The sequence below is a fragment of the Streptomyces sclerotialus genome (assembly GCF_040907265.1).
Taxonomy (GTDB): Bacteria; Actinomycetota; Actinomycetes; order Streptomycetales; family Streptomycetaceae; genus Streptomyces; species Streptomyces sclerotialus.
The window spans coordinates 5,032,508-5,057,108 of the sequence record NZ_JBFOHP010000002.1; the positions used below are offsets into that span (position 1 = coordinate 5,032,508).

Annotated in this window: 23 protein-coding genes; 18 read left to right on the forward strand and 5 right to left on the reverse strand. The window is 72.6% G+C overall.

The genetic code is table 11. The features are described from left to right. Nucleotides 1-34 precede the first annotated feature (34 nt). Nucleotides 35-424 (reverse strand): peptidase inhibitor family I36 protein, encoded by a 390-nt coding sequence (locus AAC944_RS22350; RefSeq protein WP_030609678.1) that lies wholly within the window; start codon nt 422-424, stop codon nt 35-37. A gap of 315 nt (nt 425-739) precedes the next feature. Between AAC944_RS22350 and AAC944_RS22355 the strand changes: the two genes are divergently transcribed. The 10 genes from AAC944_RS22355 to AAC944_RS22400 all read left to right on the forward strand — a co-directional run bounded on the left by AAC944_RS22355 (nt 740) and on the right by AAC944_RS22400 (nt 13,215). After that, nucleotides 740-1,573 carry a helix-turn-helix domain-containing protein gene (locus tag AAC944_RS22355; RefSeq protein ID WP_030609676.1) on the forward strand — a complete coding sequence of 278 codons (834 nt, stop codon included), beginning with the start codon at nt 740-742 and terminating at the stop codon, nt 1,571-1,573. Further along, nucleotides 1,570-2,463: a helix-turn-helix domain-containing protein gene (locus AAC944_RS22360; protein WP_051871481.1), complete on the forward strand. Its 894-nt coding sequence runs from the start codon at nt 1,570-1,572 to the stop codon at nt 2,461-2,463. The genes AAC944_RS22355 and AAC944_RS22360 overlap by 4 nt, the downstream gene beginning before the upstream one ends. 183 nt (nt 2,464-2,646) lie before the next feature. Then, nucleotides 2,647-3,870, forward strand: coding sequence for a helix-turn-helix domain-containing protein (locus tag AAC944_RS22365; protein WP_030609672.1), 1,224 nt, complete (start codon nt 2,647-2,649; stop codon nt 3,868-3,870). Between the two features lie 425 nt (nt 3,871-4,295). Beyond that, nucleotides 4,296-5,285: a malate dehydrogenase gene (locus AAC944_RS22370; RefSeq protein WP_030609670.1), complete on the forward strand. Its 990-nt coding sequence runs from the start codon at nt 4,296-4,298 to the stop codon at nt 5,283-5,285. A 294-nt stretch (nt 5,286-5,579) separates the two neighbouring features. Further along, nucleotides 5,580-7,088 carry an aldehyde dehydrogenase family protein gene (locus AAC944_RS22375; RefSeq protein ID WP_030609669.1) on the forward strand — a complete coding sequence of 503 codons (1,509 nt, stop codon included), beginning with the start codon at nt 5,580-5,582 and terminating at the stop codon, nt 7,086-7,088. Nucleotides 7,089-7,362: 274 nt separating this feature from the next. Then, nucleotides 7,363-8,925, forward strand: coding sequence for a GMC family oxidoreductase (locus AAC944_RS22380; RefSeq protein ID WP_030609667.1), 1,563 nt, complete (start codon nt 7,363-7,365; stop codon nt 8,923-8,925). Beyond that, on the forward strand, nt 8,925-10,052 hold the full coding sequence (locus AAC944_RS22385; protein ID WP_030609666.1) for a quaternary amine ABC transporter ATP-binding protein: 1,128 nt from the start codon (nt 8,925-8,927) through the stop codon (nt 10,050-10,052). The genes AAC944_RS22380 and AAC944_RS22385 overlap by 1 nt, the downstream gene beginning before the upstream one ends. After that, entirely contained in the window at nt 10,052-10,231 is a 180-nt protein-coding gene (locus AAC944_RS22390) for a hypothetical protein (protein WP_030609662.1), read from the forward strand. Before AAC944_RS22385 ends, AAC944_RS22390 begins: the two co-directional genes overlap by 1 nt. Then, on the forward strand, nt 10,228-12,219 hold the full coding sequence (locus AAC944_RS22395) for an ABC transporter permease (RefSeq protein ID WP_030609660.1): 1,992 nt from the start codon (nt 10,228-10,230) through the stop codon (nt 12,217-12,219). Before AAC944_RS22390 ends, AAC944_RS22395 begins: the two co-directional genes overlap by 4 nt. A gap of 3 nt (nt 12,220-12,222) precedes the next feature. Further along, the gene (locus AAC944_RS22400; protein ID WP_030609657.1) at nt 12,223-13,215 is read left to right on the forward strand and encodes an ABC transporter substrate-binding protein; all 993 of its coding nucleotides are present in this window, start codon (nt 12,223-12,225) and stop codon (nt 13,213-13,215) included. 57 nt (nt 13,216-13,272) lie between these two features. On the opposite strand, the gene AAC944_RS22405 is transcribed toward AAC944_RS22400, so the two are convergent. Beyond that, nucleotides 13,273-13,806, reverse strand: a complete 534-nt coding sequence (locus AAC944_RS22405) for a GNAT family N-acetyltransferase (protein WP_030609654.1) — start codon at nt 13,804-13,806, stop codon at nt 13,273-13,275. Between the two features lie 103 nt (nt 13,807-13,909). Here AAC944_RS22405 and AAC944_RS22410 point away from each other — a divergent pair, with 103 nt between their 5' ends. Then, complete coding sequence (locus AAC944_RS22410; protein ID WP_030609651.1) at nt 13,910-15,073, forward strand: trypsin-like serine peptidase; 1,164 nt, start codon at nt 13,910-13,912, stop codon at nt 15,071-15,073. 72 nt (nt 15,074-15,145) lie between these two features. Here AAC944_RS22410 and AAC944_RS22415 read toward each other — a convergent pair whose 3' ends face one another. Further along, nucleotides 15,146-15,868 carry an isocitrate lyase/PEP mutase family protein gene (locus AAC944_RS22415; RefSeq protein ID WP_030609648.1) on the reverse strand — a complete coding sequence of 241 codons (723 nt, stop codon included), beginning with the start codon at nt 15,866-15,868 and terminating at the stop codon, nt 15,146-15,148. Beyond that, nucleotides 15,865-16,350: a carboxymuconolactone decarboxylase family protein gene (locus AAC944_RS22420; protein WP_030609645.1), complete on the reverse strand. Its 486-nt coding sequence runs from the start codon at nt 16,348-16,350 to the stop codon at nt 15,865-15,867. Before AAC944_RS22420 ends, AAC944_RS22415 begins: the two co-directional genes overlap by 4 nt. 47 nt (nt 16,351-16,397) lie before the next feature. Between AAC944_RS22420 and pdxR the strand changes: the two genes are divergently transcribed. The 7 genes from pdxR (at nt 16,398) to AAC944_RS22455 (ending at nt 23,213) form a co-directional block, all read left to right on the forward strand. After that, complete coding sequence (gene pdxR / locus AAC944_RS22425; RefSeq protein WP_051871480.1) at nt 16,398-17,903, forward strand: MocR-like pyridoxine biosynthesis transcription factor PdxR; 1,506 nt, start codon at nt 16,398-16,400, stop codon at nt 17,901-17,903. Continuing rightward, nucleotides 17,900-18,646 (forward strand): SDR family oxidoreductase, encoded by a 747-nt coding sequence (locus AAC944_RS22430; protein WP_030609639.1) that lies wholly within the window; start codon nt 17,900-17,902, stop codon nt 18,644-18,646. Before pdxR ends, AAC944_RS22430 begins: the two co-directional genes overlap by 4 nt. 137 nt (nt 18,647-18,783) lie before the next feature. Beyond that, complete coding sequence (locus tag AAC944_RS22435; protein ID WP_030609636.1) at nt 18,784-19,140, forward strand: hypothetical protein; 357 nt, start codon at nt 18,784-18,786, stop codon at nt 19,138-19,140. A gap of 13 nt (nt 19,141-19,153) precedes the next feature. Then, nucleotides 19,154-20,341: a glutathionylspermidine synthase family protein gene (locus tag AAC944_RS22440; protein ID WP_030609634.1), complete on the forward strand. Its 1,188-nt coding sequence runs from the start codon at nt 19,154-19,156 to the stop codon at nt 20,339-20,341. A gap of 125 nt (nt 20,342-20,466) precedes the next feature. Beyond that, the gene (gene trpS, locus AAC944_RS22445) at nt 20,467-21,480 is read left to right on the forward strand and encodes a tryptophan--tRNA ligase (RefSeq protein ID WP_030609630.1); all 1,014 of its coding nucleotides are present in this window, start codon (nt 20,467-20,469) and stop codon (nt 21,478-21,480) included. A 142-nt stretch (nt 21,481-21,622) separates the two neighbouring features. Further along, on the forward strand, nt 21,623-22,204 hold the full coding sequence (locus AAC944_RS22450) for a 2'-5' RNA ligase family protein (protein WP_030609627.1): 582 nt from the start codon (nt 21,623-21,625) through the stop codon (nt 22,202-22,204). Nucleotides 22,205-22,304: 100 nt separating this feature from the next. Continuing rightward, nucleotides 22,305-23,213, forward strand: a complete 909-nt coding sequence (locus AAC944_RS22455; RefSeq protein ID WP_051871479.1) for a YihY/virulence factor BrkB family protein — start codon at nt 22,305-22,307, stop codon at nt 23,211-23,213. Between the two features lie 77 nt (nt 23,214-23,290). Here the strand turns inward: AAC944_RS22455 and AAC944_RS22460 are convergent, their stop codons facing one another. Continuing rightward, nucleotides 23,291-24,580: a D-alanyl-D-alanine carboxypeptidase family protein gene (locus AAC944_RS22460; protein ID WP_438272750.1), complete on the reverse strand. Its 1,290-nt coding sequence runs from the start codon at nt 24,578-24,580 to the stop codon at nt 23,291-23,293. Between the last annotated feature and the right edge of the window lie 21 nt (nt 24,581-24,601).

A 24,601-nucleotide genomic window follows, 5' to 3' on the forward strand; every position in this document is an offset into this window, starting at 1 on the left:
CGCGGCCGCTGAGCGCCGCGCGGCCCCGTTCCGTTCAGCAGTTGCTGCCGGTGCGTGCCAGGTAGACCGCCTTCACCTGGTCGTTCCAGCCGCCCATCCGGCCGTTGCGCTCGCTGCCGTCGATGCAGATCTTCCGCCCCGAGTGGCTGAGGAAGGCCGCGTCGTCGCCCCGGCGGTTCCAGTACGAGGACACGCTGTGGGAGAAGCCGTACCGGTTGAGGTACTGCCAGTAGCCGGTGTCCCGGAAGACCAGGCGGCGGCCGCGGAAGTCGCTGTCCTGCCACAGGCACAGCGCGCCTGACGGGCAGCTCGCCTTGACCGTCGCCTGCGCCGGGGCCGCGGCGGCCGTTCCGGTCCCGCCGCCCAGCCCGGCCGCCAGCGTGACGGTGCAGATGCCGATCGCGATCCGCTTGCGTGCGTTCATGGTGGGTTCCTCCCCGTGTCGGGGGCGGTGCGGGGTGGACCGCGCCGCCCGGTTTCCGATGACGACTGTGCGGCCCGCGGCTGAGGAACTGCCATCGTTCCGGCGGGAGTTGGGCGATCGTGGGACGTACCAGGGGCTGACCTGCTGGGACGCCGGGAGCGGGGACGCCGGCGTGGGACGCGTGCGGGACGCCGCACGCTGCACCGCGCGGTGCGGGAACCGCGGCAGAGGGAACCGGGCGGCCGCTCGTGGGCATCATCCGCACCACAGGGGGCATGACGCCTCGGGGGACTTTCGACGCGTACGGGGTGGGACATGTCGCGTTGGCAGGAGCTGCCCGCACCGCTCGACCAGCGGGTGCGGCAACTGGTCGTACAGCTCAGGGGAATGAAGGACCGCAGTGGCCTCAGTCTGGCCGCGCTGGCCGCCAGGACCGCGTACAGCAAGTCGTCCTGGGAGCGCTATCTCAACGGCAAGAAGCTGCCGCCACGGGACGCGGTCGAGGCGCTCGCACGGCTGTGCGGCGCCGACCCGACCCGGTCACTGGCCCTGCACGAGGTCGCGGCGGCGGCCTGGCAGGAAGCCCACCGGCCGGCACCGGAGACGCCCGCGGCTCCGCCGCCCGGCCACCAGGAGGCACCTGCCGCGGACGGGCCGCCCGCGCCCGAGGGACCGCCGGCGCCGGACGGGAGGCCCGCGTCCGAGGCCGTTCCCGCCCCGCAGCGCCGCGTGCGGACGCTGGTCGTCGCGGGCCTCACGGCGGCCCTCCTGGCGGCCGCCGTCGCGCTGCTCGTACTCCGCCCCTGGCAGGGCGCCCCGGCGGGGCAGGCCGGCGTGTCGGGCGCCTCGGCCGGTGCCTTCCGGCCCACGCCCGGCCAGACGTTCGGCTGCGAGGTCGGCCGCACGGAGGCCGGGACGCTGTCCGCCGGGCACAGCAGGTCGGTCGAGGCGGTGCTGGCCGGCGGGGTAGGGGGCTGGGAGGTCGTCGAGGCCCAGTGCCTGCTGCGTCACCACGGCTACGACCCGGGCACGGTGGACGGCATCGTCGGCGAGCGGACGATGCGCGCCGCGAAGCGGCTGCAGGCGGCGAGCGGACTGCCTGCCGACGGCATCGTGGGGCCCGACACGTGGAAGGTGCTGCGCCGGTGAGCGGCGCCCGGACGCCGGGACAGGTCGAGACCGTCCGGCTGGCCGAAGGGCTGCGGGAGCTGCGGACGCGTACGGGGCTGAGCCTGGCGGCGCTGGCCGCGCGTACCCCGTACAGCAAGTCGTCCTGGGAGCGGTACCTCAACGGGAAGAAGCTGCCCCCGCGGGACGCGGTCGCGGCGCTGTGCCGCCTGGCCCAGCAGCCACCGGGGCGGCTCCTCGCGCTGTGGGAGCTGGCCGACCACGCCTGGAGCGGGCGCGCGGGGGCCGCCGGTTCCGTGGCGGCGGCCGTACCGGCGGAGGCGGCGCCGGAGACGGCGCGGGCGGCCCCGGCCGACGGCCCGCAGCCGAAGCCGAAGCCGGTACGGCACGGGCGGCGGGCCGCGGCCACCGCGGGTGTCGCCGCCGGTGCCGCGGCCGCCGCGTTCACGGCGGTGCTGCTCGCCGTGCCGGGGGAGGGGGCCGGGGAGCGGCGGCCCGCGGCCGGGGCGGTGCCCGCGTCCGCTTCTTCCTCGGCCGGTTGCCGGGGCGCGGCCTGTGCGGGCGAGGACCCGGAGTCCATGCGGTGCGGCGGCGCGGGGCGGCTGGTGACTCCGCTGGAGCGGACGGTCCCCGGCGGGGTGCGGCTCCAGATCCGGTACAGCACGGTCTGCCGCGCGGCGTGGGGCCGGATCACGCACGGCAGGGTCGGTGACCGGGTGGTGCTGACCGTGCCGGGGGAGCGGCCGCGGACGGTGCGGGTGGCCGACGCGTACGACGCCGGGGGGTACCTGGTGACGCCCATGTCGGCCGCGTCGGCAGGCGGCGGGATCACGCTCTGCCTCGACCCGGCGGACGGCGCCCGGCAGCGGTGCTTCCGTTCCCCCGGCGGCCATGAGCCTCCCGGGCCCTGACCCTTGGGCCGGTGCCGGGCCTCCCGGCACCGGCCGGAGCCGGCGGCTCCGTACGTGTCCGGCGCGCGGAGGTGCGTGTCCGAAGCGTGAACGCTTCCCTGCGCCCCCTCCCTGGGAACTGGCATCCTGACGTGTGGCATCTCAACGGATGACCGCAGCAGTTCGGGGGGTTAGGGGGAGGCAATGCCTCGCTGGAGGGCGCTACCGGACGAACTCGATCCGCAAGTGAGGGAGTTCGCCGGTCAGTTACGCAGGCTGGTGGAGCGCAGCGGCCTGAGCATATCGGCCGTCGCGGACCGTACGGGCTACAGCAAGACGTCCTGGGAGCGGTACCTCAACGGGCGGCTGCTGCCACCGCGGCGTGCGGTGGTGGCGCTGGCCGAGGTGACGGGCGCGCACTCCGGTCACCTCACCACCCTGTGGGAGCTGGCCGAACGCGCCTGGAGCCGGGCGGAGATGCGGCACGACGTCACGATGGAAGCGATACGGGTGGCCGAGGCACGGGCCGCGCTGGGGGAGTTCGGCCCGGCGCCGGACACCGCGAAGCGGTCCGGCAAGCGGTCCGGCGGCCCGGGCGGCGCCGCGCACGTGACCGCCGCACCGCCGGTGGCCTCAGCCCCGGCGGCGCCCGAGGCACCGGCCGTGCAGCCCGAGGCACCGGCTGTACCGCCCGAGGCACCGGCCGCGGCGAGAGTGCCGCACCAGCGCGCTCCAGAGGCTCCAGAGGCCTCAGCGGCCCCCGCCGCGGCCGGCTTCGCGGCCCTCGGCGCGCACCCCGCGCCCGCCGTTCCGCCGACATCTCCTTCGTCCGTCCCTGCCGAGCCCGGCCCGCCCTTCCCCGCCGGGCCGCAGGACCCGGAGCGCCGCCGCCGGGTCACGATGTTCGTGACCGGGGTCGTCGGGGCGCTGCTGCTCATCGCGGCCGCCGTACTGCTGCTCGGCGCCGGGAACGGCGGACAGCAGGCGAAACCCGCGCCCGCGCCCGTCCCGTCCGAGGAACCGGCGCTGCCGGCCGGTGTGAAGTGCACCGGAGCCGGCTGCGCCGGCAAGGACCCCGAGGAGATGGGGTGCGGCGGTGACCAGGCCACCACGCCGTCCCGCGGTGTGATGGGCAGGGCGCTGATCGAGGTCAGGTACAGCAAGGTCTGCGGTACCGCCTGGGCCCGCGTCACGGGTGCGGCCCAGGGCGACCGGGCCACCGTCACCTCCGGCGGGCGTACGGAGGAGGCGACGGCGGGCCGGGACGGTTCGGCGTACACCGCGATGGTGCGGGTCAGCGGCGCGCCGGAGAAGGTCAGGGCGTGCGGTACGACGAACGCCGGCTACCAGAGCTGCACGGCGCCGCGGGCCGCTGCGGACACCGGGTCGGCCCCGGCCACCGGGTCGGCCCCGGCCACCGGCCCTTGACCGGAGCGGGGCGGGACGGGCGACGGGGGGTGAGCCGTTCGGGGCGTACCGCGGAACCGGGTGGCATGGCCCGGCCGATCCGGGGCAGACGACCGGTCGGCCCCCCCACGGGCGTGGCACCACCCGGCGGCCGTTTGCGCTCCCCCTCCTTGTCGCGGACGGCCGCCCACCCCTGCCGCGGGCCGGCTGCGCGTCCCCGGGCGCGCGGCCGGCGACCGGTGGGGTGACGGCCGGTGAGGAGTCACACACCGGCCTGTCACCGGACGCGCGCCGCCGTCCGATAGCCTGACGCCCGGGTCTCTTGATACCGAGATACATCGAGGTGTCGAGGGGCTCCGTATACATGGGCAGGAACACCCACCGCCCACCGCAACCATGGTGGCTCTGGGGCTTGCCCCCAGAAGAACTCGCCGCAGGAGATCGCCATGACCCGCACTCCCGTCAATGTCACCGTCACCGGCGCCGCCGGCCAGATCGGCTACGCACTCCTCTTCCGCATCGCTTCCGGTCACCTGCTCGGCGCCGACGTGCCGGTCAAGCTGCGGCTGCTGGAGATCCCGCAGGGCCTGAAGGCCGCCGAGGGCACCGCGATGGAGCTCGACGACTGCGCCTTCCCGCTGCTCCAGGGCATCGAGATCACCGACGACCCGAACGTCGCCTTCGACGGCGCGAACGTCGCCCTCCTCGTCGGCGCCCGCCCCCGTACCAAGGGCATGGAGCGCGGTGACCTGCTGGAGGCCAACGGCGGCATCTTCAAGCCGCAGGGCAAGGCCATCAACGACCACGCGGCGGACGACATCAAGGTCCTGGTCGTCGGCAACCCGGCCAACACCAACGCGCTGATCGCCCAGGCCGCCGCGCCGGACGTACCGGCCGAGCGCTTCACCGCGATGACCCGCCTGGACCACAACCGCGCGCTCTCGCAGCTCTCGAAGAAGACCGGCGTCCCGGTCTCCGAGATCAAGAAGCTCACGATCTGGGGCAACCACTCCGCGACCCAGTACCCGGACATCTTCCACGCCGAGGTGGCCGGCAAGAACGCCGCCGAGGCCGTCAACGACGAGAAGTGGCTCGCCGAGGACTTCATCCCGACCGTCGCCAAGCGCGGTGCGGCGATCATCGATGCCCGTGGCGCGTCCTCGGCCGCCTCGGCCGCCAACGCCGCCATCGACCACGTCCACACCTGGGTGAACGGCACCGCCGCCGGCGACTGGACCTCGATGGGTATCCCCTCGGACGGCTCCTACGGCGTGCCGGAGGGCATCATCTCCTCCTTCCCGGTCACCACCAAGGACGGCAAGTACGAGATCGTCCAGGGCCTGGAGATCAACGACTTCTCCCGCGCCCGCATCGACGCCTCGGTCAAGGAGCTCACCGAGGAGCGCGACGCGGTCCGCGGCCTGGGCCTGATCTGACCCGACCCCTTCGGGTGAACCCGAGCCCGTACCGACTCACCGAGAGGTGAGCGGTACGGGCTCGTCGCGTTTCCGGGGCTCTCGTCGTGTGCCGACGGCGACGATCACCCCGCTGTAGTGCGCATCGAATCACGATAACGGGACAAACGCTGGCGTACCGATAACGATTCCGTGACTCCCGTCACCTTCCGTGAAGTTTTGCGCATGAGGAACGGATAAAGGGGGAGGGGTCGATGTTGCTGGTGTGAACCGGCAGGCACAGAACGGCAAGTAGAAGTGGAAGGCTGAGCGGACGTGTCGGCAATCGAGACCATTCACGTAGACGGGGTGTGGCGCGCCGCCGCATCCGACGCCACGCGGGAGGTCCTCGACCCCGCCGATGCGACGGTGCTGGCGAACGTGTCGGAGGGTGGCGTCGAGGACGTGGACGCGGCCGTCGCCGCGGCGTCCCGGGCGTTCGACGGCGGGGCCGGCGAGTGGCCCCGTACGCAGGCGGCCGAGCGGGCCGCGCTGCTCCGCCGCGTCGCGGACCTGCTGCAGCGGGACCGCGAGGAGATCGCGCTCATCGAGAGCCGCGACACCGGCAAGACCCTGGAGGAGGGGCGCGTCGACGTCGACGACGTGACCAACGCCTTCCGGTACTTCGCCGACCTCGTGATGAACGAGAGCGGCGGCCGGGTCGTCGACGCGGGCAGCGAGGACGTGCACAGCGTCGTCGTGTACGAGCCGGTCGGCGTCTGCGCGATGATCACGCCCTGGAACTACCCGCTGCTGCAGGCCAGCTGGAAGATCGCCCCGGCGCTGGCGGCCGGCAACACCTTCGTGATCAAGCCCAGCGAGGTCACGCCGATGTCCACCGTGCACCTGGTGAAGCTGCTGGTGGAGGCCGGGCTGCCGAACGGCGTCGCGAACATCGTCACCGGCGCGGGCGTGCCCGTCGGGCAGCGGCTGGCCGAGCACCCGGATGTGGATCTGTTCTCCTTCACCGGTGGTGTGGTCAGCGGTACGAAGGCGGGCGCCGCCGCCGTGTCCGGCGCGAAGAAGATCGCCCTGGAGCTGGGCGGGAAGAACCCCAACGTGGTGTTCGCGGACGCCTGTGCCACGGACGAGGAGTTCGACACCGCCGTCGACCAGGCGCTGAACGCCGCCTTCATCCACAGCGGGCAGGTCTGCTCGGCCGGTGCGCGGCTGATCGTCCAGGCCTCGGTGAAGGACCGCTTCGTCGCCGAGCTGGCCCGCCGTGCCGAGCGCATCAAGCTCGGCCGCGGCACCGAAGAGGGCGTCGAGTGCGGCCCGCTGGTCTCTCAGCAGCAGCTGGACAAGGTCGAGGCGTACGTCGAGTCCGCGCTCAAGGAAGGCGCCCGGCTGCGCTGCGGCGGCTCCCGCCCCAAGCCCTCCGACGTCCGGCCCGAGGGCGGCTACTTCTACCAGCCGACCATCCTGGACCAGTGCCACCGCGACATGAAGGTCGTCCGCGAGGAGACCTTCGGGCCGATCCTGACGGTGGAGACCTTCACCACCGAGGACGAGGCCGTCGCGCTCGCCAACGACACCGAGTACGGCCTGGCCGGCGCGGTGTGGTCCGGCGACACCGCGCGCGCCCGCCGCGTCGCGGCCCGGCTGCGCCACGGCACCGTCTGGATCAACGACTACCACCCCTACCTCCCGCAGGCGGAGTGGGGCGGCATGGGCAAGTCCGGCATCGGCCGCGAGCTGGGCCCGGCCGGTCTGGACGAGTACCGCGAGAGCAAGCACATCTACGAGAACCTGCGCCCGGAGCCGGTGCGCTGGTTCGCGGGCTGACCCGCTCGCGGTGACCGGGTGGGCCGCAGCACCGTCGCGGCCCGCCCGGACACCCGCAAGCCCGCCCCTCCCGCGGGCCCGGCCGCACCCGTACCCCCGCAGGCCCGGCCCGCCCCCTGAATCTCCCGGCCGCAACGAAGCGGCCCCGCGGATCCGCAGCCCCGCAGCGCGTCACCGCTCGCCCACGCCGGGCCCTCCCGCCCACCGGCCGAGCGCATCCGCTCCCAAGAACTGCGCAACCGCACGCACGTTGAAAAACCACAAGGAGCTCCCCATGCCTCCCGCAGCAGCGAAGAAGATGTCAGCGGACTACGTGATCGTCGGCGGCGGCACCGCAGGATCGGTGATCGCCTCCCGCCTGACCGAGGACCCCGACGTCACCGTCGCCGTCATCGAGGGCGGCCCGTCCGACATCGACCGCGAGGACGTGCTGACGCTGCGCAAGTGGCTCGGCCTGCTCGGCGGCGAGCTGGACTACGAGTACACGACCACCGAGCAGCCGCGCGGCAACTCGCACATCCTGCACAGCCGCGCCAAGGTCCTCGGCGGCTGCTCCTCGCACAACACCCTCATCTCCTTCAAGCCGCTGCCGTCCGACTGGGACGAGTGGGAAGCGGCGGGCGCCACCGGCTGGAACGCCAAGGCGATGGACCCGTACTTCGGCAAGCTGCGCAACAACATCGTGCGCGTGGCCAAGAAGGACCAGAACCAGATCGCCACGGACTGGATCGAGGCCGTCAAGGACGCCCTGGACGTCCCCGAGGTCGTCGGCTTCAACGACCAGCCGTTCGAGGAGGGCGTCGGGTTCTTCGACCTGTCGTACCACCCGGAGAACAACAAGCGGTCGTCCGCGTCGGTGGCGTACCTGCACCCGCACATGGAGGCCGGTGACCGCCCGAACCTCACGCTGCTGCTCGAGACCTGGGCGTACAAGCTGGAGCTGGACGGCACCACCGCCAAGGGCGTCCACGTCCGCACCAAGGACGGCGAGGAGATCTACCTGGAGGCCGGCCGCGAGGTGCTGGTCTGCGCCGGCGCGGTGGACACCCCGCGGCTGCTGATGCACTCCGGCATCGGTCCGAGGAAGGACCTGGAGGCGCTGGGCATCGAGTGCAAGCTCGACCTGCCGGGCGTCGGCGAGAACCTCATCGACCACCCCGAGTCGGTCATCGTCTGGGAGACCAACGGGCCGCTCCCGGGCAACTCCGCGATGGACTCCGACGCGGGCCTCTTCGTGAAGCGGGACCCGGACCACAAGGGCCCGGACCTGATGTTCCACTTCTACCAGATCCCCTTCACCGACAACCCCGAGCGGCTGGGCTACGAACGCCCCGAGCACGGCGTGTCGATGACCCCGAACATCCCCAAGTCCCGCGCCCGCGGCCGCCTTTACCTGACCTCCGCGGACCCCGAGGTCAAGCCCGCGCTGGACTTCAAGTACTTCGAGGACGAGGGCGACTACGACGGGCAGACCCTGGTCGACGGCATCAAGCTGGCCCGGAAGGTCGCCGAGGCCGAGCCGTTCAAGAAGTGGCTCAAGCGCGAGGTCTTCCCCGGCCCGGACGTCACCGACGACGCGGAGATCAGCGAGCTCGTGCGCAAGGCCGCGCACACCGTGTACCACCCCGCCGGTACCTGCAAGATGGGTGCCGCGGATGACGAACTGGCCGTCGTCGACCCGCAGTTGAAGATCCGCGGGCTGAACGGTATCCGTATCGCGGACGCGTCCGTCTTCCCGACGATGCCCGCTGTGAACCCGATGATCGGCGTGCTGATGGTGGGGGAGAAGTGCGCCGAGATTCTCACCGAGACCCCGACCCAGGGAGGTGATGCGTGATGGCCGGCACCGTCATCGGCGCATCCGCCAACGACAAGTCCCCCGCCACGCCCGCCGCACCGGCGCCCGGGCAGGACGCCGTCTTCGCCGTCCGCCACCTGTGGAAGGTCTTCGGGCCCAAGGCCGAGAAGATCCCGGAGGACGCTTCGCTCACCGAGCTCTCCGCGCAGGAGCTGCGCGAGAAGACCGGCTGCACCGCCGCCGTCCGGGACGTCACCTTCGACGTCAAGAAGGGCGAGGTCTTCGTCGTCATGGGCCTCTCCGGCTCCGGCAAGTCCACCCTCGTCCGCTGTCTGACCCGGCTCATCGAGCCGACCAGCGGCGACCTCGAGATGGACGGCGAGGACGTGCGCGGCATGGACAAGTCCGCGCTGCGCGAGCTGCGCCGGCACCGCGCCGCCATGGTCTTCCAGCACTTCGGCCTGCTGCCGCACCGCTCGGTGCTGGACAACGTGGCGTACGGCCTGGAGATCCAGGGCGTCGGCAAGGCCGAACGCCGCGCCAAGGCCATGGAGATGGTCGAGAAGGTCGGCCTCGGCGGCCTGGAACAGCGCCGCCCCGGCCAGCTCTCCGGCGGCCAGCAGCAGCGCGTCGGCCTGGCCCGCGCGCTCACCGTCGACCCCGAGATCCTGCTCTTCGACGAGCCCTTCAGCGCGCTGGACCCGCTCATCCGGCGCGACATGCAGGAGGAGGTCATCCGCCTGCACAAGGAGGAGGGCCGCACGATGGTCTTCATCACCCACGACCTCGCCGAGGCCCTGCTGCTCGGCGACCGCATCGCCCTGATGCGGGACGGGAAGATCGTCCAGCTCGGTACCCCCGAGGAGATCGTCGGCTCGCCGGCCGACGAGTACGTCCGGGACTTCGTCCGCGACGTGCCGCGCGAGCAGGTCCTGACCGTACGCCGCGCCATGCGGCCCGCCGAGTCCGGCGAGGCCGACGAGGGCGCCGCGCTCGCCCCCGACACGCTGATCTCCGACGCCATCGAGACCGTGGCCCGCTCCGGCGGCGCGGCGCGCGTCGTCGAGGACGGCCGCTGCGTGGGTGTCGTGGACCACGCCTGTCTGCTCAACGTGGTGGCCCGGCTCGACGAAGGCGATCCCGCCGAGGGAAAGGCGGCCGCCTGATGCATCCCCGTACCGTCCCCACCGTCCCCGTGACACCGAACCTGAGAGCCCGCACCGCGGCCGTCCGGCCGCTGTCCCTGCGAGGGCTGCGCGCAGCGGCCCGCCGGTACTGGCACGAGGCCCAGCGCGCCGCCGCGCTGAACGTGCCGACCGGCAGCGCGAAGCGGGGGCGCGTATGAGCGCCGCCACGACCAGCCCCGCCACCGCGGCGGCCGGCGCCTCCCCGCGCGCGGCCCGCCTCACCGCCTCGCTGCGCCACGGCGCCCTCGGCAAGCTGCTCGTCCTCGCCGTCGCCGCGGCCGTTCTCGTCCCGCTCGTCAACGCCAAATGGGCGAGCGGCGTCTGGCCGGACGCGCTGACCGTCGACCTCTCCGGTCCGTTCGGCGACGCCAGCACCTGGATCGTGGACAACCGCGACTCGCACTGGTTCTTCGTCTACTTCCTCGGCCACCTCTCCAACGGCGTGGTCATCTCCGTACGCGCCGTCTACCTCTGCCTCCTCGCCCTGGGCTGGACCGGCGTGACCGCACTGGTCACCCTCGTCGCCTGGCGCGTCGCGGGCCTGCGCATCGCCGTCACCGCGCTGCTGTCGCTGGCGGTCAGCGGCGTGCTCGGGATGTGGGTGCCGACCATGCAGACCATCGCGCTGATGGTCGTCTCGGTCCTCGTCTCGATCGTCGTGGGTGCCGTCCTCGGCCTCGCCGGCGGTCTCTCGGACCGGATGTTCCGCCTGCTGCGGCCGGTCCTGGACACCATGCAGGTGCTGCCGGCCTTCGCGTACCTGCTGCCGTTCGTCATGGTCTTCGGCATCGGCGTCCCCGCCGCGCTGCTCGCCACCGTGATCTACGCGGCCCCGCCGATGGCCCGGCTCACCGCGCTCGGCCTGCGCGGCGCCGACGCCGGCGTGCTGGAGGCCGTCTCCTCGCTCGGCGCCACCGGCCGGCAGCGGCTGCTGACCGCCCGGCTGCCGCTGGCCCGCAAGGAGCTGCTGCTCGGCGTCAACCAGACGATCATGATGGCGCTGTCCATGGTGGTCATCGCCTCGATGATCGGCGCCGCCGGCCTCGGTGACCGCGTGTACCAGGCGCTGGCCTCCGTCGACGTCGGCTCGGCGCTGGCCGCCTCGATCCCGATCGTGCTGCTGGCCATCGTCATGGACCGCACCACCGCCAAGGCGGGCGAGCGGCTCGGCGACGGGCAGGGCACCGGACCTGCCTGGCTGCGCGGCCGGTTCGTCTGGCCGGCCGTCGCCGTCGTGACCGCGCTCGCCGTCCTCGCGGGCCGCCTCGCCGGCTCGCTGATCTGGCCGTCCGGCGCCGTCGTCGACATCGCCCCGCCGGTGAACCACTTCAAGGAGTGGATGGTGGACCACCTCTACTCCGGCATCCCCGTCATCGGCGGCACCGCCGACTGGGCAGCGGGCTTCACCTCCTGGGTGCTCAACCCGCTCCGCGACGGCCTGACCGCGCTGCCCTGGTGGGGCGCGCTGCTGATCGTCGCCGCGCTGGCCTGGCTGATCGGGACCTGGCGCACCGCGCTCACCGCGACCGTCGCGCTCGCCGTCATCGGCGTGCTGGGCGTCTGGGTGCCGTCCATGAACACCCTGTCGCAGGTGCTGTCCGCGCTGGTCGTCACGCTGGTCGTCGGCATCGGCGTGGGCGTGCTCGCGGCCGGCAGCGCCCGGATGGAGAAGATCCTCCGGCCGGTGCTGGACGTCTGCCAGACCATGCCGCAGTTCGTGTACCTGATCCCGGTGGTCGCGCTGTTCGGCGTGGGCCGCGCCCCGGCCGCGGCGGCGGCCGTGGTCTACGCGCTGCCCGCCGTCATCCGCATCACCACCCAGGGCCTGCGCCAGGTCAGCCCGGCCGCCATGGAGTCCGCCCGGTCGCTCGGCGCCACCCGCTGGCAGCAGCTCCGCCAGGTGCAGCTGCCGCTGGCCAAGCCCGCGCTGCTGCTGGCCGTCAACCAGGGCGTCGTCCTGGTCCTCGCCGTCGTCATCATCGGCGGCCTGGTGGGCGGTGGCGCGCTCGGCTACGACGTCGTCACCGGCCTGTCCAAGGGCGACCTGGGTCTCGGCATGATCGCCGGTATCGCCATCGTCTGCCTGGGCCTGATGCTCGACCGGGTGACGCAGCCGACGGACCGCCGCGCGGGGAAGGGAGCCTGAGCCATGACCCGTATGCGTAAGCGGACCACGGCCGTCGGCGCCACGGCGCTGACCGGAGCCGTACTGCTGGCCCTCAGCGGCTGCGGCAAGGCCGACATGACCAAGCAGACGTCGCCGTTCGCCGCGGCGGCCGGTACCAAGACGGTCACCCTCTCCACGCAGACGTGGGTGGGCGCGCAGTCCAACGTCGCGGTCGCCAAGTACCTGCTGGAGCACGAGCTGGGCTACCAGGTCGACACCGTCCAGGTGGACGAGACCCCGGCCTGGGACGCGCTGAGCCAGGGCCGGGTCGACGCGATCATGGAGGACTGGGGTCACCCGGCCCAGGAGAAGATGTACGTCGACGAGAAGAAGACCATCGTCGACGGCGGCGACCTGGGCGTGGACGGCCACATCGGCTGGTGGGTCCCGAAGTACTGGGCCGACAAGCACCCGGACGTACTGAACTGGAAGAACCTCAACAAGTACGCCAAGCAGCTGCGGACCGCGGAGAGCGGGAACAAGGGCCAGCTGATGGACGGCTCGCCGTCCTACGTCACCAACGACAAGGCGCTGGTGAAGAACCTCAAGCTGGACTACGAGGTCGTCTTCGCCGGTTCCGAGGCGGCGCAGATCACGCAGATGCAGCAGTTCGCCAAGGAGAAGAAGCCCTTCCTGACGTACTGGTACGCGCCGCACTGGCTCTTCAACCAGCTGCCGCTGGAGGAGGTCAAGCTCCCGAAGTACACCGACGAGTGTGCGGAGAAGGGCACCAAGGACCCGGAGTCGATCGACTGCGCCTATCCGACGACCCCGCTGAAGAAGTTCTTCAACGCCGACTTCGCCAAGGGCGACAGCCCGGCCGCGAAGTTCCTGAAGAACTTCAAGTGGTCGGTGGAGGACCAGAATTACGTCTCCGAGCTCATCGCCGACAAGCACATGTCCGCGGAGGACGCGGCCGCGAGCTGGGTGAAGAAGAACCGGGACGTATGGCAGAAGTGGCTGCCGAAGAAGTGATCCGCCGAGAGTGGCGGTGAAGCGGCCGGGCATCCCTCAGGGGGTGCCCGGCCGTCGTCATCCGGACCGGGACCGTTCCTCGGCCGTCAGCGCGTATTCGACATCGCCGTGCTCGGCGCCCGGGAGGGGGTCGGGCCATTCCTCGTGGAACGTGCGGACGTACCGCAGTCCGCACTTCTCCAGCACCCGGCGGGAACCGGTGTGCACGGCCATCGTCGTGGCCGTCACCCGCACCACGCCCAGCTCGGTGAAGCCCTTGTGGAGCAGCGCCAGGGAGCCCTCCGTGGCGTAGCCCCTCCCCCAGGCGGAGCGCCGGAGCCGGTACCCGAGCTCGACCTCGTCGGTACGGCCGTCGCGCACGGGCCGGAATTCGAACCAGCCGAGAAATGCGGCGGTGGCACGTTCCTCCGCGGCCCAGTAACCGAAATGCCCCGGGTGCGAATAATGGGTGACGAGTGCGTCCGGTGTCGGCGGGCCGCCGTCCAGAAATCGCATGACTTCGGAATCCCCGTGCAGCTCACGCAGATTGTCCAGATCCGCACCGGTGAATGCGCGCAGGCGCAGCCGTTCCGTCTCCAGTAAGACGTGCATCACAGACTCCTCCTCGCGCGTCGACCCCTGGTTACCGGCATAGTAGGGCGGGCCCTGAATGGGGTCATGACAAAAACCGGTTCATAACGGGGAGTAAGGTTCCATGTCATCCATACGCCGTACCGCGGCAGCCGCCGTCGCGGTCGCCGCGCTGCTCGTCACCGCCACCGCGTGCGGGCCCGAGGACACCAAGGCAGCGGGCCAGGACAGCGCGGCCGAGGCCGGCGGGTCGCCGGACACGCCCAAGCTGCCCAACGGCCTGCCCAACAGCCTGGACGCGCTGAAGAAGTGGGAGCAGGGCGGCTGGCAGGACTGGGACAAGGAGACCTGGGCCCGGAAGGCGTCCGAGTTCGCCAACCCGATCATCAAGGACCTGTGGAAGCCGTCCCGGATGGCGAAGGCCGAGGACGCGCCCGTGGTCACCACGCAGAGCGCCGGCTCCGGCGGCGGCCCGGGCGCCACCGACCCCGAGCCGCGCCCGGTGACCGCGCAGCAGGTCGAGCGCCCGTACCACGAGCACATGGCGCCCGTCGGGAAGATCTTCTTCGACAGTCCCGACGGCCCCATGGTCTGCTCCGGCACCGTCGTCTCCGACCCGGCCAACCCGGGGAAGTCCAACCTGGTGTGGACCGCGGGCCACTGCGTGCACACCGGCAAGAGCGGCGGCTGGATGCGCAACATCGTCTTCGTCCCGTCGTACAACGACAACGGACTGCCCGCGAACCAGGTCTCCGCCTCCTCGCAGCAGAACATCACCCCGTACGGCACCTGGTGGGCCGACTGGTCCCAGACCTCCTCGCAGTGGATCGACGGCGGCGGACGCACCGGCAACGCCGCGTCCGCCTACGACTTCGCCGTGCTGCACGTGAAGCCGGAGAACGGCGGCGGCAAGTCGCTGGAGGAGACCGTCGGCGCCTCGGTGCCGGTCTGGTTCGATGCCCCGTCGGGCAGTGGCGGCATCAGCTCCACCAAGGCGATCGGCTACCCGGCGGCGCCCCCGTACGACGGCGCGAAGATGATGAACTGCCTCGACCGGCCCGTGCGGCTGACGATGGCCCAGGGCACCCCGGCCATGCACTGGATCGGCTGCACCATGACCGGCGGCACCTCCGGCGGCGGCTGGTTCGCCAGCCGCGACGGCGAACTCGCCCTGGTCTCCAACAGCTCCATCGGCTCGCTGGACCACACCTGGCTGGCCGGACCGCAGCTCGGCCCCGAGGCCGAGGGCGTGTTCCACGCGATCAGCAAGAAGTTCGCCGGACGGTGACGCACGGCGGACGGCGGTAGGACCGACCGGTGGCCGCTTCCGTACCCGTACGGAAGCGGCCACCGCGTACGGTCAGCCCGCCCGCAGCGCCGCCGCCACCCCGCGCAGCGTCTCCATGGCCTGGCGCTGCAGCCCGCCGCCGAAGGTCACGCGGGAGGCGCCCGCGGCCCCCAGCTCGCGCGGGGACGGTCCGCCCGGCAGGGCGACGGCATTCACCGGCGCGCCGATGCCCGCGGCCAGCTCGGCCAGCAGCTCCGGCGGCGCGAGGATCGGGTACACGCAGTCCGCGCCCGCCGCGACGTACCGCAGTCCCCGTTCCACGGCGGGCCCGGCCCCCGCCACCCCGCGCAGGAACGTGTCGATCCGGGCGTTGATCACCAGTGCGTCCCCGGCGGCGGCCCGCACCTCGGCGAGCCACTCCGCCTGCTCCGCCGGATCGCGCAGCGTGCCGGTCGCCGCGTCGGAGTCCTCCAGGTTGCAGCCCACGGCCCCCGCTTCCAGGAGCCGTTCGACCAGCTCCTTGGCGGACAGCCCGTACCCCGCCTCCACGTCGGCGGTGACCGGCACGTCGACCACCCGGGTGATCCGGGCGACCGCGGCGAACATCTCGTCCGCCGGGGTGTGCCCGTCCCCGTACCCCAGCGACTCGCCGATGCCCGCGCTCGGCGTGGCCAACGCCTCGAACCCGGCCTCCGCGAAGACCCGCGCGCTCGCGGCGTCCCAGGGGCCGGGCAGCACGAGCGGGTCCCCGGGGGCCCGCCCGTGGTGCAGGGCGCGCAGCCGCGCCGCCGTCACTTCAGGGACTCCGGCGTCAGCCGGCAGGTCACGCCGAAGCGGTTCCAGGCGTTGATGGTGGTGATCAGGGCGATGAGCTGGGCCAGCTCGGCGTCCTCGAAGTGCGCGGCGGCACGCGCGTACACCGCGTCCGGCACGAAGCCGTCGGTGAGGACCGTGACGGCCTCGGTGAGCGCGAGCGCCGCCTGCTCCTTCTCGGTGTACGCCTCGGCGGCCTCCTCCCAGGCGTTCAGGAAGTAGATCCGCTGCTCGGTCTCGCCGGCCTTACGGGCGTCCGTGATGTGCATGTCGATGCAGTACGCGCAGTGGTTGAGCTGCGAGGCCCGGATCTTGACCAGCTCGACCAGTGCGGGGTCGAGGCCCTTCCTGGCCGCCGTCTCCAGGCGGATCATGGCCTTCATGACCTCGGGGGCGTGCTCGGACCAGTTCAGGCGGGGGCCGTGCGTACCGGCGCCCTGGCCGGTCGTCGTGTTCGTCGTCATGAGTCCGACGCTACGTCCGGACCGGTCCCTCGGTATGGTCCATTTCCATGACCGATTCCTGGGCCGCTTTCGGGCGCGATCTGTACCTGGATCTGCCCGGCACCCAGGGCAGACGCGCCGCCCTGGTGCACGCGCTGCGGGACGCGGCGCGCACCGGGCGGCTCGCCCCCGGCACCCGGCTGCCGTCCTCCCGCACCCTTGCCGCCGACCTGGGCCTGGCCCGCAACACCGTCGCCGAGGCCTACGCCGAGCTGGTCGCCGAGGGCTGGCTCACCGCCCGCCAGGGATCGGGCACCCGAGTGGCGGAGCGCGTGCCGCGGCGCCCGGCAGCACCGGAACCGGCGCGCACGCGGGCCCGGCCGCCCGCCGCACCGCCCCCGCCGGCCTACGACCTCACCGCGGGCACCCCCGACGTCTCCGCCTTCCCTCGCACCGCCTGGCTCGCCGCGGCCCGGCAGGCGCTGACCGTCGCGCCGGGTGAGGCGTTCGGGTACGGCTCCCCGGCCGGGCGGCCCGAGCTGCGTGCCGTACTCGCCGATTACCTCGCCCGGGCCCGTGGCGTGTACGCCCACCCCGACCGCATCGTCCTGTGCGCGGGCTTCGTGCAGGGCCTGGCGCTGCTCGCCCGGCTGCTGCGGCGGTCCGGCGCCCGCGAGGCCGCGGTGGAGTCCTACGGCCTGCCCTTCCACCGCGACGCCCTGGACCGCGCGGGGCTGCGCCCCGTACCGCTCCCGGTGGACGCGCACGGCGCCCGCACCGACCTGCTCGCCGGCCGGCCCGGTGCCGGGGCCGTGCTGCTCACCCCCGCGCACCAGTTCCCCACCGGCGTGCCGCTGCACCCGGACCGCCGCGCCGCCGCCGTGGACTGGGCGCGGCGGACCGGCGGGCTGGTCCTGGAGGACGACTACGACGGCGAGTTCCGGTACGACGGGCGGCAGGTGGGCGCGTTGCAGAGCCTGGACCCCGAGCACGTCGTCTACATGGGGACCGCCAGCAAGAGCCTCGCCCCCGGCCTGCGCCTGTCCTGGCTCGTACTGCCGGACCGGCTCGTCGCGCCGCTGCTCGCGCTGAAGGACACCGGCGAGTGGCAGTCCGGCTCCCTGGACCAGCTGACCCTTGCGGAACTCCTCTCCAGCGGCGCGTACGACCGGCACGTCCGCACCATGCGGCTGCGCTACCGGCGCCGCCGCGACCAGCTCACCGCCGCGCTCGCCGCCCGCGCACCGCACGTCCGGGTCACCGGCCTCGCCGCGGGACTGCACGCGGTCCTCCAGCTGCCCGCCGGGACCGAGCGGCCGACCCTGCGCGCGGCCCGCCGCAACGGCCTGGCCCTCGAAGGCCTGGCCACCTTCACGGCCCCGCGACCGTCCGGCGCTGACGAGCCGCTCCCTCCCGACGAGCCCGCGGACGCCCTCGTCGTCGGCTACGGCCACCCACCGGAGCACGCCTTCTCCGGCGCCCTGGACGCACTGCTGCGAGCACTGCCGCCGCCCCCTGAACGGTCCGCCGGAAACCGTCACCCCGACCGACCACCGCAAGGAGCCGCCACATGACCACCCCCCGTCCCGTCACCCTCGTCACCGGCGGCAGCCGCGGCATCGGCGCCGCGACCTGCCTCCGGCTGGCCGGGGCGGGCCATGACGTGGCCCTGTCGTACGTGGCGGACGCCGAGGCCGCCGGGCGGACGGCCGAGGCGGTACGGGCCGCCGGGGCACGCTGCGTCACCGTGCGGGCCGACACCGCCGAAGAGGCCGACGTGGACCGGCTGTTCGACACGGCGGCCGAGCGGCTCGGCCCGGTCACCGGACTGGTCAACAACGCCGGTGTGACCGGCCCGCTCGGCAGGCTCGCCGACGCCGACACCGACGTGCTGCGCCGGGTCCTCGACGTCAACGTCCTCGGCGCCCTGCTCTGCTGCCGTCGTGCAGCGCAGGTCATGACCCCGCGCCGGACCGGAGCGATCGTCAACGTCTCCTCGGCCGCCGCCACCCTCGGCAGCCCCGGCGACTACGTCCACTACGCCGCGTCCAAAGCGGCCCTCGACGCCCTGACCGTCGGGCTGGCGAAGGAGCTGGGTCCGGACGGCGTCCGCGTCAACGCCGTCGCCCCGGGGATCATCGACACGGACATGCACGCCGCCATGGGAGCCCCCGACCGCGCCGCGCAGGCGGCCCCGGGCATCCCCCTCCGCCGTCCCGGCGCTCCCGACGAGATAGCCGCCGCCATCGTCTGGCTGCTCTCGCCGGACGCCTCGTACGCCACGGGCACGGTCCTGAGGGTCGCGGGCGGCCGGTAATCGCCCCTTTGGGCCGTACCTCCCGTCCCGTGGCGCCGGTACGGGCGGGGGGCCGTCCCCGGCGCGGAGCAGGGCGTCTAGGCTGCTGAGGCGGAAGTGTTCCACCGAGTCACCGGTTTCACGGGGGAGTTCGAGAAATGGCGGAAAAGGTACGGCGGCGGCTGCGGTCGAGCACGGTGATCCTGGGCGGGATGGGCGCGCTGGCCGCCGCCCTCACCTCCTGCGGGTCCGAGCCGGACAAGCGGTGCGTGGACCGCGGCAGTTACGACGCGCTCACCGGCTACCGCGTCGTCGACAGCAAGAACTGCACCAGCGGCGGCACTTCGGCGGCCAAGGGCGGCAAGAAGGGCGGCAGGTCCGGCGGCCGCCAGATCGACGGCCAGTGGTACTACGACGCCGACGTCGACCGCGGCTACGCCGACTACGGCACGTTCAGCAAGAGCCAGGCGGTGGACCGGGGCGGCTTCGGCTGCTCGGGGTCGGCCGGCGGCTGAGCGGCGGGCGGCGATGCGGCGGCACACCATCACACCCCGCCCGGGCTGGCAGGAGACCGTCGAGGCGCAGGGGCTGATCTACCCCCTGACCCGCTACCCGGACGACTCGCTGCGCCCGTACTGGGACGAGAGCGCGTACTACGAGTTCAGCCTGGCCGAGGTCGAGGCGCTGGAGGAGGTCGTCGAGGAGCTGCACGGCATGTGTCTGGCCGCGGCCGCGCACATCGTCGAGCACGACCGCTTCGCCGACCTCGGCATCGACGACCCGCGCCTGGCGGGGCTGATAGCCGAGGCATGGCGGCGCAGGGACGAACTGCCCTCCCTCTACGGACGGTTCGACCTGCGCTACGACGGCACGGGCCCGGCGAAGATGCTGGAGTACAACGCTGACACACCCACTTCGCTCGTCGAGGCGGCGAGTCCGCAGTGGTTCTGGATGGAGGAGCGGTTCCCCGGCGCCGACCAGTGGAACTCCCTCCACGAGCGGCTGGTCGACGCCTGGAAGCGGCAGGCGAAGCTGCTGCCGCCGGGCGCGCCGCTGCACTTCGCGCACTCCGCGGGGGACGAGCTGGGCGAGGACCTGATGACCGTCGCCTACCTCATCGAGACCGCGCAGCAGGCGGGCCTGGAGACGATCGCGATCTCCATGGAGGAGATCGGCTGGGACCGGCTCGCCGGGCGCTTCGTCGACCAGCGGCTGAAGTTCGTCCGGGCCTGCTTCAAGCTCTACCCCTGGGAGTGGCTGGCCACCGACCGCTTCGGCCCGCACGTCCTGGACACCCTCGACAACGGCGGCGGTACGGGCTCCACCCTCTGGATCGAGCCCGCCTGGAAGATGCTGCTGTCCAACAAGGCGCTGCTGGCGATCTTGTGGGAGCTGTACCCGGGTCACCCGAACCTCCTCCCGGCCTACCTCGACGGCCCCCGCGACCTGGCCCGTACCACCGGGTACGTCGCCAAGCCGCTGCTCGGCCGGGAGGGCGCGGGCGTCACCGTCCATCCACCGGGCGCGCCGGCCGCCGCCGCACGGGACGAGGCCTGCTGCTACCAGGAGCTGGCGCCGCTGCCCGACTTCGACGGCAACCGCGTCGTCCTGGGCGCCTGGGTCGTCGAGGACGAGGCCGCGGGCCTGGGCATCCGGGAGTCGGCGGGCCTGGTCACGGACGAGTACGCCCGCTTCCTGCCGCACGTGATCCTCTGAGGCACGGACGAGGCGCTGATGAGGTACGGAGGAGGCGCGGACGAGGCACGGAGGTGACGAGACCGCCGTCACAGGTTCTCCACCGGGCGGCGGGGATCGTCCGCGGACCTGAGACAATAAGTGGCATGGCTCTCGATCGTCCGCGTGTGCTCTCCGGTATCCAGCCCACCGCCGGCTCCTTCCACCTCGGCAACTACCTCGGCGCGGTCCGCCAGTGGGTAGCGCTCCAGGAGTCCCACGACGCGTTCTACATGGTCGTGGACCAGCACGCGATCACCGTGCCGCAGGACCCGAAGGAGCTGCGCGCGAACACCCGCGTCGCGGCCGCCCAGCTCCTCGCGGCCGGTCTGGACCCCGAGCACTGCACCCTCTTCGTCCAGAGCCACGTCCCCGAGCACGCGCAGCTCGCCTGGGTGCTGAACTGCCTCACCGGCTTCGGCGAGGCGTCCCGGATGACCCAGTTCAAGGACAAGTCGGCGAAGCAGGGCCAGGACCGCACGACGGTCGGCCTCTTCACGTACCCCGTGCTGATGGTCGCCGACATCCTCCTGTACCAGGCCGACCAGGTCCCGGTCGGCGAGGACCAGCGCCAGCACCTGGAGCTGACCCGCGTCCTCGCGGACCGCTTCAACCAGCGCTTCGGTGACACGTTCACCGTCCCGAACCCGTACATCGTCAAGGAGACCGCGAAGATCCAGGATCTTCAGGACCCGGCGATCAAGATGAGCAAGTCGGCGTCCTCGCCGAAGGGCATCATCGACCTGCTCGACGAGCCCAAGGTCACGGCCAAGAAGATCAAGAGCGCGGTGACCGACACGGACACGGTGATCCGCTTCGACCGCGAGGCCAAGCCGGGCGTGAGCAACCTCCTGACCATCCTCTCCACCCTCACCGGCACGGACGTCCCGCAGCTGGAGAAGGACTACGAGGGCAAGATGTACGGAGCGCTCAAGACCGACCTCGCCGAGGTGATGGTCGATTTCGTCACACCCTTCCGGGACCGTACGCAGGAATACCTCGACGACCCCGAGACGCTGGACTCGATCCTGGCCAAGGGCGCCGAGAAGGCGCGCGGGGTGGCCGCCGAGACGCTGGCCACGACGTACGACCGGATCGGCTTCCTGCCCGCCAAGCACTGACGGCACGCGCGGGACCGCCCCGGCCCCGCGGGACGGGGCCGGAGGTCCCGGCGGGGGCGGGACCGGCGCCGCTCGCCGTAACGGCGGCGCACCCGGCACACTGGCAACCGGGGACACCATCCTTTTCAGGGAGGAGAACGCAGTGGGGACCGTAACGCTCGGCGTTTCGATCGCGGTCCCGGAGCCGTACGGCCGCTTCCTCCAGGAGCAGCGCGCGGGCTTCGGGGACCCGGCCGCGCACGCCATCCCCACCCACGTCACCCTCCTGCCGCCCACCGAGGCCGACCCCGCGGATCTGCCGCGGGTCGAGGAGTACCTCGCCGAGGTCGCGGCGGACTTCCGGCCCTTCACGCTGCGTCTGAAGGGCACCGACACCTTCCGGCCGCTCTCGCCCGTCGTCTTCGTCAAGCTCGTCGACGGCAAGGCGGGCTGCACGGCCCTCCAGGAGCGCATCCGTGCGGCGTCCGGGCCGTGCGCCCGTGAGCTGCAGTTCCCGTACCACCCGCACGTCACCGTCGCGCACGGCATCTCCGAGGAGGCGATGGACCGGGCGCAGCGGGAGCTGGCGGACTTCGAGGCCGCCTGGACGATCGGCGGCTTCGCGCTGTACCAGCAGGGCGCGGACGGCGTCTGGCGGCTGGAGCGCGAGTACCCCTTCGGCGCGCCGGTCGCGGGCGTGCCCCGGCAGGCGGACCTCACCAGGCCGCCGGCCCCGTCCCACTAGCCGCGCGTCCTCCCTGGCGCGCGTCCTCCCTGGCGTACGGCCATCCGGAGGTTAGGGTTCCGCCGGACGGGACACCGGCCGGAGGGGGTAGACGGGGTTCATGGACTGGCTGACCAGGCTGCCGGTGATCGGCTCTGCCGTGGTGTGGCTGATGCGCACGCACCTGTGGCGCGCTTACCAGCGGATGGACCGCGTGCACTGGACCCGGCTGGCCGCCGCGATCACGTTCACCAGCTTCGTCGCGCTCTTCCCGCTGCTCACGGTCTCCGCGGCGATCGGCGCCGCGACGCTCACCGACGCGCAGCTGCGCGAGTTCCAGCACCAGCTCACCGAGCAGGTCCCCGGCATCGCCGGGCAGCTGGACGTCGGGGCGCTGGTGGAGAACGCGGGCACCGTCGGGGTGATCGCCGGTGCCGCGCTGCTCTTCACGGGCGTCGGCTGGGTCCAGTCGCTCCGGGACTGCCTGCGTGCCGTGTGGGAGACCGACGACGAGGACGGCAACTTCTTCCTGGCCAAGGCCCGGGACGGGGCGCTGCTGCTGGGCCTGGGCGGCGTGGCGGTCGTCTCGCTGGCCTGCTCCGCGTTCGCCTCGGCCGCGGTGGGCCGGGTGGCGCAGGGCCTCGGCATCCCCGAGGACGGCGCGGGCAGCGTCCTGCTCAAGCTGGCCGGCTTCCTGATCGCCGTGCTCGCCGACTTCCTGCTGCTGGCGTACGTCCTGACCCAGCTGCCCGGCGCGGAGCCGCCGCGCCGCGCCGTGGCCGTCGCGTCACTGATCGGAGCGGTCGGCTTCGAGGTGCTGAAGTACGCGCTCAGCGGCTATCTGCAGGGCGTCGCGGCGAAGAACATGTACGGCGCGTTCGGCACCCCGATCGCGCTGCTGCTGTGGATCAACTTCACCGCGAAGCTGCTGGTCTTCTGCGCGGCGTGGACGGCCACCCAGGAGCCCGCCGACGAGCCGGTCGAGGTACCGGCCGCGGCGGCCGGCGACACCGCGGAGGACGCTGCCTGACGCCTTTCACGGTTGCCTGACGTCCTCCGGCGGGCCGCCTGACGCCCCCCGCCGCGGCCCGCCGGAGGGCCGGGGCTTCAGCGGCCGCGGCGCCGTACCAGCTCCGGGAGCGGCCAGCGGCGGTGTACCGCGAAGGCCACGCCGCCCAGGACCACCAGCGCGCCGCCCGCGATCCCCAGCGCGGTCCACGCGCCGCCCGGGCTTCCGCCGTCCGTCGCGGCCAGATGCGCGGCGGACGGCTTTTCGTGTGCCTTCTCGGCCGCGCCGGGCTTCGTGGCGTCGCCCTCCTCGCTCTGCGGGCCGACCAGCCGCCCCACCGGCTCGACCTTGTCCCGGGCAGCGAAGCCCCAGTCGAACAGCGCCGCGGTCTCCTTGTAGACCTCGTTCGCCTCGTTCTTGGCGGGGTTCATGACCGTGACGAGCAGTACCTTGTCGCCGCGCTGCGCGACACCGGTGAAGGTCGCGCCCGCGTGGGTGGTGTTGCCGTTCTTCACGCCCGCGATGCCCTTGTACGGCTTCATGCCGAACGCGCCGGTCAGCAGCCGGTTGGTGTTCTGTATGCCGAAGGTCGGCCGCTTCTTGCCCTTCTTCGCCTCGCCGGGGAACTGCGCGAACGCCGTCGAGCAGTACTCCCGGAAGTCGGCGTTCTGCAGCCCGGACCGGGCGAACAGGCTCAGGTCGTACGCGCTGGAGACCTGCCCTTTCGCGTCGTAGCCGTCCGGGGTGACGACGTGCGTGTCGTGCGCGTTCAGCTCGTCCGCGTGGGCCTGCATGTCGCGGACGGTCTGCGGGACGCCGTGGTTCATCGCGGCCAGGGTGTGCACGGCGTCGTTGCCCGAGCGCAGGAAGACGCCCAGCCACAGGTCGTGCACAGTGTAGGTCTGGTTCTCCTTGATGCCCACCAGGCTGCTGCCCTCGCCCATGCCCGCCAGGTCCTCCGGCGCGACCTTGTGCTTCTGGGTCTTGGGGAACTTCGGCAGCAGGGTGTCGGCGAAGAGCATCTTCAGCGTGGAGGCGGGCGGCAGCGGCCAGTGCGCGTTGCGCGCGGCGAGCACCTCGCCGGACTCGGGGTCGGAGACGATCCACGAGCGCGCGGACAGCCCCTTCGGCAGCTTCGGGGCGCCGTCCTTCAGCCGTACCTGGGTACCGGCCTTCGCCAGCTGATCGCCGCCGACCGTGGACATCTTCGCGGGCGGCCCGGGCGTCTTCGAGGGCTTCGCTCCGTCGGCGTACGCGGGCGCCGCCACGGCCTGCGGGGCGGCCAGCGCCGCGCACACCAGGGCGGCGGCCGCGGCCCCGCGGCCGGTACGGCGGCGGGCTGCGGACAGGGCAGGGGCGGGTGCGGGGGAGGGAGGAATCGTCGGCACGTCGGTGAACGTACCCGCAGT

Coding starts and splice junctions, on each gene's coding strand:
- AAC944_RS22365 (WP_030609672.1), top strand. CDS start 2,647: ATGCCTCGCTGGAGGGCGCTACCGGACGAACTCGATCCGCAAGTGAGG.
- AAC944_RS22385 (WP_030609666.1), top strand. CDS start 8,925: ATGGCCGGCACCGTCATCGGCGCATCCGCCAACGACAAGTCCCCCGCC.
- AAC944_RS22430 (WP_030609639.1), top strand. CDS start 17,900: ATGACCACCCCCCGTCCCGTCACCCTCGTCACCGGCGGCAGCCGCGGC.
- trpS (WP_030609630.1), top strand. CDS start 20,467: ATGGCTCTCGATCGTCCGCGTGTGCTCTCCGGTATCCAGCCCACCGCC.
- AAC944_RS22400 (WP_030609657.1), top strand. CDS start 12,223: ATGACCCGTATGCGTAAGCGGACCACGGCCGTCGGCGCCACGGCGCTG.
- AAC944_RS22380 (WP_030609667.1), top strand. CDS start 7,363: ATGCCTCCCGCAGCAGCGAAGAAGATGTCAGCGGACTACGTGATCGTC.
- AAC944_RS22455 (WP_051871479.1), top strand. CDS start 22,305: ATGGACTGGCTGACCAGGCTGCCGGTGATCGGCTCTGCCGTGGTGTGG.
- pdxR (WP_051871480.1), top strand. CDS start 16,398: ATGACCGATTCCTGGGCCGCTTTCGGGCGCGATCTGTACCTGGATCTG.
- AAC944_RS22405 (WP_030609654.1), bottom strand. CDS start 13,806: ATGCACGTCTTACTGGAGACGGAACGGCTGCGCCTGCGCGCATTCACC.
- AAC944_RS22370 (WP_030609670.1), top strand. CDS start 4,296: ATGACCCGCACTCCCGTCAATGTCACCGTCACCGGCGCCGCCGGCCAG.
- AAC944_RS22355 (WP_030609676.1), top strand. CDS start 740: ATGTCGCGTTGGCAGGAGCTGCCCGCACCGCTCGACCAGCGGGTGCGG.
- AAC944_RS22410 (WP_030609651.1), top strand. CDS start 13,910: ATGTCATCCATACGCCGTACCGCGGCAGCCGCCGTCGCGGTCGCCGCG.
- AAC944_RS22435 (WP_030609636.1), top strand. CDS start 18,784: ATGGCGGAAAAGGTACGGCGGCGGCTGCGGTCGAGCACGGTGATCCTG.
- AAC944_RS22390 (WP_030609662.1), top strand. CDS start 10,052: ATGCATCCCCGTACCGTCCCCACCGTCCCCGTGACACCGAACCTGAGA.
- AAC944_RS22350 (WP_030609678.1), bottom strand. CDS start 424: ATGAACGCACGCAAGCGGATCGCGATCGGCATCTGCACCGTCACGCTG.
- AAC944_RS22395 (WP_030609660.1), top strand. CDS start 10,228: ATGAGCGCCGCCACGACCAGCCCCGCCACCGCGGCGGCCGGCGCCTCC.
- AAC944_RS22420 (WP_030609645.1), bottom strand. CDS start 16,350: ATGACGACGAACACGACGACCGGCCAGGGCGCCGGTACGCACGGCCCC.
- AAC944_RS22440 (WP_030609634.1), top strand. CDS start 19,154: ATGCGGCGGCACACCATCACACCCCGCCCGGGCTGGCAGGAGACCGTC.